This window comes from Nocardioides pocheonensis (genome assembly GCF_003725535.1).
In the GTDB taxonomy this organism is placed as follows: Bacteria; Actinomycetota; Actinomycetes; order Propionibacteriales; family Nocardioidaceae; genus Marmoricola; species Marmoricola pocheonensis.
Window position 1 is genome coordinate 489,445 of the sequence record NZ_RJSF01000044.1, and the last position, 6,111, is coordinate 495,555.

Annotated in this window: 6 protein-coding genes; 1 reads left to right on the forward strand and 5 read right to left on the reverse strand. The window is 71.3% G+C overall.

What is annotated here, in order from left to right; genetic code table 11:
* Positions 1-6: 6 nt before the first annotated feature.
* Entirely contained in the window at positions 7-606 is a 600-nt protein-coding gene (locus EFL26_RS19530; protein ID WP_123224536.1) for a hypothetical protein, read from the reverse strand.
* An 85-nt stretch (positions 607-691) separates the two neighbouring features.
* Positions 692-1,936, reverse strand: coding sequence for a cytochrome P450 (locus EFL26_RS19535; protein WP_123224537.1), 1,245 nt, complete (start codon positions 1,934-1,936; stop codon positions 692-694).
* Between the two features lie 64 nt (positions 1,937-2,000).
* Here EFL26_RS19535 and EFL26_RS19540 point away from each other — a divergent pair, with 64 nt between their 5' ends.
* Positions 2,001-2,600, forward strand: a complete 600-nt coding sequence (locus tag EFL26_RS19540; RefSeq protein WP_123224538.1) for a TetR/AcrR family transcriptional regulator — start codon at positions 2,001-2,003, stop codon at positions 2,598-2,600.
* Between the two features lie 29 nt (positions 2,601-2,629).
* On the opposite strand, the gene EFL26_RS19545 is transcribed toward EFL26_RS19540, so the two are convergent.
* From EFL26_RS19545 to EFL26_RS24365, 3 genes are all read right to left on the reverse strand, one after another.
* Positions 2,630-3,472, reverse strand: coding sequence for an MOSC domain-containing protein (locus EFL26_RS19545; RefSeq protein WP_221177042.1), 843 nt, complete (start codon positions 3,470-3,472; stop codon positions 2,630-2,632).
* A complete protein-coding gene (locus tag EFL26_RS19550; protein ID WP_246000284.1) occupies positions 3,469-4,644 on the reverse strand; it encodes a pyridoxal phosphate-dependent aminotransferase in 1,176 nt (391 codons plus the stop codon). Before EFL26_RS19550 ends, EFL26_RS19545 begins: the two co-directional genes overlap by 4 nt.
* A gap of 262 nt (positions 4,645-4,906) precedes the next feature.
* The coding region (locus tag EFL26_RS24365) for an MBG-2 domain-containing protein (protein WP_183408271.1) at positions 4,907-6,111 on the reverse strand (1,205 nt) is incomplete at its 5' end.

Here is a 6,111-nt window from a genome sequence, read left to right on the forward strand (position 1 = left end):
CTCCGCTCAGAGCGGGATCCTCCGGCCGTAGACGAGGGCGCTCTGCAGGCCGCTCGCGATACCGGCGGCCCGGGCGTCGTCGGCGTACGCGAAGGTCGCGCCGGCGACCGTCGACCGGATCCCGACCCGGACCCAGCGCGGGGTGCCGAGACACATCCGCGGCACGCGGAGCATGACCCGGTTGCGTTCGTAGCTGATCCGGTGGGTGACGGCGCAGTCGACCACTCGACCGTGCGCGTCGGTCATCGTCGTGGTGCCCTCCCAGTGCCCGGGCAGCGCGTCGAGCTCGATCGTCCGCGCCCGCCACGGGGTCTTGATCCCGATCAGGTGGAAGTTGCCGTTGCCGCGGTCGACCAGCTCGCGGAACCTGATCTGGATCCAGATCGCCAGCCGGGCGTGGACGACCCGCGTCGCGACGATGTCGCCGGCGACCTGCGCGGGGTCGGGGGCGTAGACGTTCGAGCCGACCGGGCTCCTGGCGACGTCTCCGGCCGGGTCGCGGTGCACGAGTATTCCAGCGCTCGCCGAGCCGGCCGGGCCGAGCAGCGCGAGGCCGAGGACCCCAGGGGCGAGCAGCCCGAGCGCGACGGAGCGGTCCAGCCTCATGCAACCTCCCGGGGCGGTCCCTCGCCGCCGCACGCACAGTAGTGGAGCCGGGGGCGACGACGAGGGACGCGCGACCAGAAGTTGGTCAGAGCCGCGCGACCGGCACGGAGACCCAGCCACGGACGAACGGCGACTCGTGCCGGCGTCCGGCCGCGGCGTCCAGCGAGATCCACGGATGAGCCTCGAGCAGCTCCTCGAGGGCGACCCGCGCCTGCAGCCGGGCGAGGTGGCTGCCGATGCAGAAGTGCGGCCCGCTGCTGAAGGACAGGTGCCGCGGGATCTCCCGGCGTACGTCGACCCGGTCGGCGGTCGGGCCGAACTCGCGCGGGTCGCGGTTCGCGGCGGCGTACAGCATCATCACCTTCTCGCCGGCAGGGATCGTGGTGCCGTCGACGTCCACGTCGCGCAGGGTCGTGCGGGCCAGCCCTTGCACGGACGACTCGAGCCGCAGGAACTCCACCAGCGCACCGGGCAGCAGCGAAGGGTCGTCGAGGAGGAGCCGGCGCTGGTCGGGCGCCTCCTCGAGCAGGGCCAGCGCGTGCGTGATCAGGCTCGCGGTGGTGTCGCTGCCCCCGGCCACGACGACGAAGCAGAAACCCAGGACGTCCCAGTCGCTCAGCCGCTGCACCGACCCGTCGTCGTCCGCCACCTCCGCCTCGACGAGCGCGCCGAGCAGGTCGTCGGCCGGCTCGGCCCGGCGCGCGGCGATCGCGGCGGTGAAGTACTCCATCATCTCGGCCATCGCGGTGAGCGCGTCCGTGGACGCGTGGCTGCCGGTGAGGGCTGCACTGTCGAAGCCGTCGTTCTGCAGCTCGGTCAGCGCCAGCACCCAGGGCGCGAACCGCTCCCGGTCGGCCTCGGGCACGCCGAGCAGCTCGGCAAGCACGTACGTCGGGACGGTGCTCGAGAACTCCGCGTGGAAGTCGACCGTGGCTCCGTCGGCGTACCGGGCCGCCAGCTCCTCCAGCCGCGAGCGCACGAACGACCGGATCCGCGCCTCGAGCACCGCGACCCGCTTCGGCGTGAAGCCGCGGCCGATCAACGCACGCAGCTGGGTCTGTCGGGGAGGGTCGAGCATCACGATCGTCGGGGGGATGCCGAGCTGGCCGATCTCGTCGGGGAAGAAGGTGAGCCCGCCGGCCGAGGAGAAGACCTCCGGCCGGCGGACCGCGTCCCACACGTGCTCGAACCGTGAGAGGGCCCAGAACGCGGGCGCCCGGTGGTCGGCCGGGTGGTGGTGCACCGGGTCGTGCTCGCGAAGCCAGGCGAACGCCGGGTAGGGGTCTGCGAGGAACGCCGGGTCGAGGGGGTCGTAGGTCACGGGCGTCATGCGCAACTCCCTGAGAGGATCTAACAAGACTTGTTAGTAACAGATCTTGTTAGTATCTGTAATCGTGGCCCGCGATGCAACCCTCACCCGTGCCCGGCTCATCCGCGCGGGCGAGCGGCGTTTCGCGCGCGACGGGGTGCGCGGTGCCCGTGTCGCCGACATCGTGCGGGACGCCGGCCAGGGCAACGACTCGGCCGTGGGCTACCACTTCGGCTCGCGCCAGGGCCTGCTCCACGCGATCGTCGAGCGTCACGTCGCCCAGATGGACCGGAGTCGGGTGCTCCCGCCGCCGGGCAGCGGCCTCCGCCCCCTGGTGGAGGCGATCGTGTTGCCGACCGCGGCGCTGCTCGTCACCGAGGAGGGGCGGGACTTCCTGCGGATCATGGAGCAGGTGTCGGACTGGTCGGGTCTCGGCGCCGGGCGGCCCAACCCGGTCCTCGAGGGCACCGTGCTGGCCGCACAGCTGGAGGCCCTCGACTCCCTCCTGGTCGCACGGGTCGGCCGCGTCCTGGCGCGGGAACGGGCCGCGCTCCTCGTCACCTTCCTGACGGCTTCCCTGGCCGAGCGCGCTCGCTCACGCGCGAACGGTGCCCGCCAGCGCCTCGGCCACGAGAAGTTCACCGACCACCTCGTCGACCTGCTGACCGCTGCGCTCGCGGCCTGAGCACGACGAGGACCGGGAGAGCCGGCTGCCTACTCGAGCACCACCGGGTCGCCGACCTCGATCGGCCCGGTGGTCTCCGGGATCAGCTGGATCCCGAACCACGTGTTGTGGTCCCACTGCCGGTGTCGCGCCAGCGTGCGGATCGGCTCCTTCGCCGTGGTCAGGTCGACGAGCGAGATCGTGGTCATCACGCACCGGTCGATCAGCTTCGCCTTGCGGAAGGCGACCGCGCCGATCCGCAGCCGGTGCCAGTCGTCCTCCGCGAAGGGCTCGGCGCCCCGGACCACGACGTTGGCGCGGAACCGCTCGATCGGCAGCGGTGGCTCGGGCTCCTCGCCTCGCTGGAGGGCGTCCTCGACCATCCACTCGTTGAGCCGGGCGAGCGAGTCGAGCGAGGTCAGGGTGACCGGGTAGCCGTCGGCGAAGGCGGTGTGGTCACCCGGGCGGCCGTACGCCGGGTTGAGCGATCGGCGCTCCGGGTCGTCGCACCAGACGAGGGTGAGGTCGTCGCGCCCGAGGACCTTCCGCACCCAGGCGCTGGCCGTCTCCTCCGCGGGCCGGGCGACGAGGTCGTGCCGGTGCAGGCGCACCGGGATCGGCGCGGTGTCGGGCTCGACGACGTCGATCGGCTCGTGGCCGTCGGCCGAGAGCCGGAGCGCGGTGCCGGCCTCGGGCTCGGTCTCGGGTGTGTCTGCGGTGATCGAGAACAGCTCGTGCACCTCGCGGGCGGTGACCAGGGTGCCGCCGTCGTCGACCACCATCCAGCGCCGGTCGCCTGCCAGGCCCCACGGTCGCACCTCGGCACGCTCGAGGTGACGGATCGCCGTGCTCTTGACCGGGTGGATCGCCAGGGCGCTCACCTCGATGCTCATCGGGGCAGCCACCCGTCGAGCCGGTCGAGGCCCTGCTCGATGTCCTCGGCCGAGCCTGCGAAGGACAGTCGCACGAACTCCCGTCCTCGCCTGGTGTCGAAGTCGATGCCGGGCGCCATCGCCACGCCCGTCTCGTCGAGAGCGCGCAGGCACCACGCGTACGAGTCGTCGGTCAGGTGCCCGACGTCGGCGTAGACGTAGAACGCACCGTCCGCGGGCGCGAGCTTGTCGATCCCCAGGCGAGGCAGGCCGTCGAGGAGAAGGCGGCGGTTCGCGGCGTACCGGTCGACGTGGCCGTCGAGCTCGGCGTACGACTCCGGCGTGAAGGCGGCGATCGCGGCGTACTGGCTGAGAACGGGCGGGCAGATCGTGAAGTTGCCGGTGAGCACGTCGACCGGCCGGCGCAGGTCCTCGGGCACGAGCATCCAGCCGACGCGCCAGCCTGTCATCGAGAAGTACTTCGAGAACGATCCGAAGGTGACGCCGGTGCGCGAGGTCTGCCACGCCGAGGACGTGCCGCCGGCCCCGTAGACGATCCCGTGGTAGATCTCGTCGGAGATCAGCCGGACGCCGTTCTCCTCGCACCAGCGCGCGATCGCGGCCAGCTCGTCGGCCGGGATCATCGTGCCGGTGGGGTTGGCCGGCGAGGCGATCACGACGCCGGCGATCGGCCCGGGCACCGACTCGAGCAGCGCGACGGTCGGTTGGAACCGCGTCTCCGGGCCGCAGTCGACCTCGACGACCTCGCAGCCGAGCGCGGTGAGCACGTTGCGGTAGCAGGGGTATCCCGGTCGGGCCATCACGACGCGGTCGCCCGGCTCGAAGGCCGCCAGGAACGCGAGCAGGAAGCCGCCGGACGAGCCGGTCGTCACGACCACGTCGTCGGCGCGGACCTCGATGCCGGACCTGGTCCGGTGGTGCTCGGCGATCGCGGCCCGCAGCTCGGGTACGCCGGTCGCGACCGTGTAGCCGAGCAGGTCCTCGTCGAGCAGCCGCTTGGCCTCCTCGCGCACCGCTCGCGGCGCCCCGGTCGAGGGCTGGCCGGCGACGAAGTTCACCAGGTCGCCCCGGCTCGCCTGCCGCGCCTTCGCCGCTGCCAGCAGGTCCATCACGTGGAACGGCGGCACGTTCGCCCGCTGGGCGACGTGGAGGCGCTGGGCGATCTGGCTCACGGGCCCACGCTATCCGGCCGCTCCGGTGGTCGAGGTGCGAGCGCCGGCGAGGCGTGGTTGAGGAGCTCCGGTGGTTGAGGCGCGAGCGCCGGCGCTCCGGTGGTTGAGGTGCGAGCGCCAGCGAGCCTCGAACCCCCCCGGATCGTCCCGGAGGGCACGAGGACCCCTGCCCTCCCTCGGCAGGGGTCCTCATTCCGCGGCAGGAGCCGCAGTCGGCGGCCGCCAAGGGAGCAGCCTCCGCTCTCGTTCGTGCGCCGACCCGTCAGGGCCTGACCTGCACGTTGCCCCCGTTCAAGTTGATCTGCCCGCTCGGGGAGCCCAGCTGGTAGTACGTGCCCGAGCTGTCCCAGACCTTGAGCGCGTACGTGTCCGGCGCCGGCGAGCTCGAGGCGCCCGGCTCACCTTTGTCGGTGACGTCGACCTGGAACTGCCGATTCCCGCCGAGGCTGTAGGACACTCCGGTCTGGCGGTTCACCGCGGTCACGTTGCTCTTTCCGGTGAAGGTCGCGGTGCAGATCTTCGGCGTCGTGGTCCCGCAGGTCTGGGTGAGCGCGCTCATGGCATTGCTCTTGATGATCCAGTTGTAGTCGCCGGCCGGCAGGTAACCACCCGCCGGGTTCGCGACCTGGTTCACCGTGAGGGTCTTCCGGTAGATGTAGAGGCTGTTCCCCTGGACGCCTCCGTTCTTCTGGTACTTCACCGTGAACCCGAAGTTGCTGCGGGTGGACAGATTCGGCTCGATCAGCCAGCCGCCGCCAGTGGTGAACCCGGTGCCGGAGTTGACCACCGTCAGGGCGGCGTCCTCGACGGGAGCGACGTAGAACGAGTTCGCCACCAGCTCCATCTTCACCGTGTAGTTGTCCGCCACCAGTCCTGACACCGTGCAGCTCGCCGTGCCCGTGCCACCGGCCACGTTGGACACCGTGGCGGTGCAAGAGCCCTTCTCGGTGTCGCCGTAGCCGTACACCGTGAACTTCACCTGAGTGGTGCCCAGCTTGGTGCCGAGCGTTCCGTCGGCCGCCTCCGTCACGGCCGCCGCGAGGTGGGCGGTGCCCGTCGAGGTGCTCGAGGTCGAGCCGGTGCTGACGAGGGAGTCCCCGGTGTACTCGAGGGCCGCGTTCTCCTGCGTCACGGTGAGCGTCCCGTTCGTGAACGTGAAGGAATAGTTCGCTGCGGCGAGAGATCCGATGCTGGGTGTGATCGGGTACGAACCGGCCGGGCTCTCGGCGCCCGCCGTGGTGGAGAAGCCGGGCGAGCCGGTGACGCCGGAGGTAGCGAGCGTCTCGCCGTTGGCGAAGCCGGTCAGCGTCGCCGTGAACGCCGGTGTCGGGTCGCTGTACTGGCGTCCCTTGTCGTTGGCTGTGACGGTGAGCGCCTTCTTGGTCACGTCCAGGATTCCTGGGGCGTAGGTGATGGCGTAGTTGTCGCTGGTCAGCCCGTTCGGGGTGACGGTGTAGGCGGCGACCG

What these genes read in the sequence shown, in the direction of transcription:
- EFL26_RS19535 (WP_123224537.1), bottom strand. Translation starts at nt 1,936, where the DNA reads ATGACGCCCGTGACCTACGACCCCCTCGACCCGGCGTTCCTCGCAGAC.
- EFL26_RS19530 (WP_123224536.1), bottom strand. Translation starts at nt 606, where the DNA reads ATGAGGCTGGACCGCTCCGTCGCGCTCGGGCTGCTCGCCCCTGGGGTC.
- EFL26_RS19545 (WP_221177042.1), bottom strand. Translation starts at nt 3,472, where the DNA reads ATGAGCATCGAGGTGAGCGCCCTGGCGATCCACCCGGTCAAGAGCACG.